The organism is Nisaea nitritireducens (assembly GCF_014904795.1).
GTDB classification, from domain to species: Bacteria; Pseudomonadota; Alphaproteobacteria; order Thalassobaculales; family Thalassobaculaceae; genus Nisaea; species Nisaea nitritireducens.
This window is the reverse complement of record NZ_JACZFS010000081.1, coordinates 1-3,579: the sequence shown is the minus strand read 5'-3', so window position 1 is coordinate 3,579 and position 3,579 is coordinate 1. Positions and strand designations below refer to the sequence as shown.

The window sequence follows — 3,579 nt, the reverse complement described above, 5'->3', positions numbered from 1 at the left end:
CACAGGTCCCGGCAGCCGAGTAAAAGTCGGCGCGAAAGCGCGAAAACATCGTTCGAGTCGAACGCAGACGGCGCCCGGATCATCTTCCGGGCGCCGTTGTCTATCCCGCCGGGGCTCTGCTTCGGCATACGACGGATGGAATCTTGCGCAGAAAGCCATAACCGGGTTCAGGTATTGCCCTGGAACCCCCGGATCTAGTGGCTTTCCGATCTGCAAACAGCAAATAGGCGCTATGCGGAAAAAAGCAGGATTCAGTCCTTGACCGCACAAGGGTGCGTCAATAGTATCCGCCAGCCTTCGGAGGCTGGTGGTGACAACGTTGTCGGTAACGGCGCGTTTGTTCAGACGCAGTCTCGGCGAAACGCTTGAACACACTAGGTTCGAATTCGAACGCCGCGCAAAGAAATGGTTGGCCGGCAGGGCAGTGCCCTGGGGCCGATTGTTGTTTGCATAATTGTTTTAAGTCGAGAGGGTCGACTGAATGCCGACGATCAACCAGCTGATTCGGCAGGGCCGTAAGGCACCTGTCGAGCGCAACAAAGTACCTGCGCTGGAAGCCTGCCCGCAAAAGCGTGGCGTGTGCACGCGCGTTTACACAACGACGCCGAAAAAGCCGAACTCCGCGCTTCGTAAAGTCGCGCGTGTCCGTCTTACAAACGGCTTCGAAGTCACAAGCTACATTCCGGGTGAAGGCCATAACCTTCAGGAACACTCCGTCGTGATGATCCGCGGCGGCCGTGTGAAGGATCTTCCCGGTGTGCGGTATCACATCATTCGCGGCACGCTGGATACCCAGGGTGTCAAGGACCGCCGTCAGCGCCGCTCCAAGTACGGCGCGAAGCGTCCTAAGTAAGGAGAGACCGGATGTCCAGACGTCACCGCGCAGAAAAACGCGAGGTCCTTCCCGACGCCAAATTTGGCGACGAGGTGGTCTCCAAGTTCATGAGCTGCCTCATGTATGACGGCAAGCGGTCCGTGGCCGAAAGCATCGTTTACGGTGCCTTCGATCGCGTCGAGGCCCGTACCGGCCAGGCGCCGGTCGCCGTGTTCCACGAAGCGCTCGCCAACGTGAAGCCGACTGTCGAGGTTCGCTCCCGCCGTGTCGGTGGTGCGACCTATCAGGTTCCGGTCGAAGTCCGCACGGAGCGGGCGCAGGCTCTGGCCATTCGCTGGACCATCGATGCAGCGCGCAAGCGTTCGGAAAACACGATGATCGATCGGCTTTCCGGTGAACTGATGGATGCCGTGAACAATCGTGGCGCCGCAGTTAAGAAGCGTGAAGACACGCATCGTATGGCTGACGCCAACAAAGCTTTCTCGCATTACCGCTGGTAACCCAGGGATTTTGGACGGACGCCATGGCTAGGACACATCCGCTCGAGCGCTATCGTAATATCGGCATCATGGCTCACATCGATGCTGGTAAGACCACGACCACGGAACGCGTGCTGTATTACACAGGCCGTTCCTACAAGATTGGTGAGGTCCACGACGGCGCCGCCACGATGGATTGGATGGAGCAGGAGCAGGAGCGGGGGATCACGATCACCTCGGCTGCGACGACCTGTTTCTGGAACGATCATCGGGTCAACATCATCGATACGCCCGGTCACGTTGACTTCACGATTGAGGTCGAGCGTGCGCTTCGGGTTCTCGATGGCGCGGTTGCCGTGTTCGACTCCGTTGCCGGTGTCGAGCCGCAGTCCGAAACCGTCTGGCGGCAGGCTGACAAGTATCATGTGCCGCGGATCTGCTTCATCAACAAGATGGACCGCATCGGCGCTGACTTCTATCGCTGCGTCGACATGATCATCGATCGCCTTGGTGCGACCCCGTTGGTCTTGCAGATGCCGCTCGGTGCCGAGTCCGAGTTCGCCGGTATCGTCGATATCATGCAGATGAAGGCTATTCGCTGGCTTGACGAGAGCCTCGGAGCCGAGTTCGAGATCATCGATATCCCGGAAAATCTGAAAGCCAAGGCTGAAGAGTACCGCGCCCAGCTCATCGAAACTGCCGTCGAGCAGGACGATGATGCCATGGAAGCCTATCTCGAAGGCAACGAGCCGGACGAAGCCACCCTCAAGGCTTGCATCCGCAAGGGCACCATCGCCGGCGCCTTCGTGCCGGTGACCTGTGGTTCCGCTTTCAAGAACAAAGGCGTTCAGCCGCTTCTCGATGCGGTTGTCGACTTCCTGCCGAGCCCGTTGGATGTTGGTGCGGTCAAGGGTGTTGCCATGGATGGCGAAACCCCGATCGAGCGTAGTCCGTCGGATGACGAGCCGTTTGCCGGCCTCGCCTTCAAGGTCATGAACGATCCGTTCGTCGGTACCCTGACCTTTGTGCGTGTCTATTCGGGTGTGCTCGAAACCGGTACCTCGGCCCAGAATACGGTCAAGGATCAGCGCGAGCGCGTTGGCCGCATGCTTCTCATGCATTCCAACAGCCGTGAAGACATCAAGGAAGCGCGCGCTGGTGACATCGTCGCCATCGCCGGCCTGAAGAACACAACGACCGGTGACACCCTGACCGAACCGACCCAGCAGGTCATCCTGGAGCGCATGGAGTTCCCGGATCCGGTCATCGAAGTCGCGGTTGAGCCGAAGACCAAGAGCGATCAGGAAAAGATGTCGACCGCTCTGCAGCGCCTCGCTGCCGAGGATCCGTCCTTCCGCGTGTCCGTTGACCACGAAAGCGGCCAGACGGTGATCAAGGGGATGGGTGAGCTTCACCTCGAGATTCTGGTCGACCGTATGCGTCGGGAATTCAAGGTCGACGCCAATGTCGGCGCGCCGCAGGTTGCCTATCGCGAGACGATTACGAAGACCGCCGATATCGACTACACCCACAAGAAGCAGACCGGTGGTTCCGGTCAGTTCGCCCGGGTGAAGATGACCTTTGGTCCGGCTGAAACCGGTGAAGGCTTCGTCTTCGAGAACAAGGTCGTCGGCGGTAACATTCCGAAGGAATACATTCCTGGCGTCGAAAAGGGCCTGAACAGCTCCAAGGAAAGCGGTGTTCTCACCGGCTTCCCGGTCATCGACTTCAAGGTAACGCTGACTGACGGTGCGTCCCACGATGTTGACTCCAGCGTGCTGGCGTTCGAGATCGCGGCCCGTGCCGCCTTCAAGGAAGGCATGCAGAAAGCGGGTCCCCGCCTTCTCGAGCCGATCATGAAGGTCGAGGTTGTGACCCCGGAAGACTATATGGGCGACATCATCGGCGACCTGAACAGCCGCCGTGGTCAGGTGGGTGGCATGGATCAGCGCGGCAATGCGCGCGTGATCGAAGCCATGGTCCCGCTGGCCAACATGTTCGGCTATGTGAATACCCTGCGCTCGATGAGCCAGGGGCGTGCGCAATACACCATGCAGTTCGACCACTATGAGCAGGTGCCTCAGGCTGTCGCGGACGAAGTCCGTGCCAACCTGGCCTAATGCTCCGCTGGTGTCGGTAACGAAAACGAAGAACAAAAGGTACGGAGCCTAGAACGATGGCGAAGGAAAAGTTTGAGCGGAATAAGCCGCATTGCAACATTGGCACGATCGGCCACGTTGATCACGGCAAGACGTCTTTGACGGC

The 3,579-nt window shown here is 59.1% G+C and carries 4 protein-coding genes; all 4 read left to right on the top strand.

Translation table 11 applies throughout. From position 1 onward, the window contains the following. Nucleotides 1–481: 481 nt before the first annotated feature. Nucleotides 482–853 carry a 30S ribosomal protein S12 gene (rpsL, locus tag IG629_RS22375; protein ID WP_028464332.1) on the top strand — a complete coding sequence of 124 codons (372 nt, stop codon included), beginning with the start codon at nucleotides 482–484 and terminating at the stop codon, nucleotides 851–853. An 11-nt stretch (nucleotides 854–864) separates the two neighbouring features. Beyond that, a complete protein-coding gene (gene rpsG / locus IG629_RS22370; RefSeq protein ID WP_193174078.1) occupies nucleotides 865–1,335 on the top strand; it encodes a 30S ribosomal protein S7 in 471 nt (156 codons plus the stop codon). Between the two features lie 23 nt (nucleotides 1,336–1,358). Continuing rightward, a complete protein-coding gene (fusA, locus tag IG629_RS22365; protein ID WP_193174077.1) occupies nucleotides 1,359–3,434 on the top strand; it encodes an elongation factor G in 2,076 nt (691 codons plus the stop codon). Between the two features lie 56 nt (nucleotides 3,435–3,490). Next, nucleotides 3,491–3,579 (top strand): GTP-binding protein (locus tag IG629_RS22925; protein ID WP_264299835.1); only part of this gene is annotated, 89 nt, incomplete at its 3' end.

Coding starts and splice junctions, on each gene's coding strand:
- rpsL (WP_028464332.1), top strand. CDS start 482: ATGCCGACGATCAACCAGCTGATTCGGCAGGGCCGTAAGGCACCTGTC.
- rpsG (WP_193174078.1), top strand. CDS start 865: ATGTCCAGACGTCACCGCGCAGAAAAACGCGAGGTCCTTCCCGACGCC.
- fusA (WP_193174077.1), top strand. CDS start 1,359: ATGGCTAGGACACATCCGCTCGAGCGCTATCGTAATATCGGCATCATG.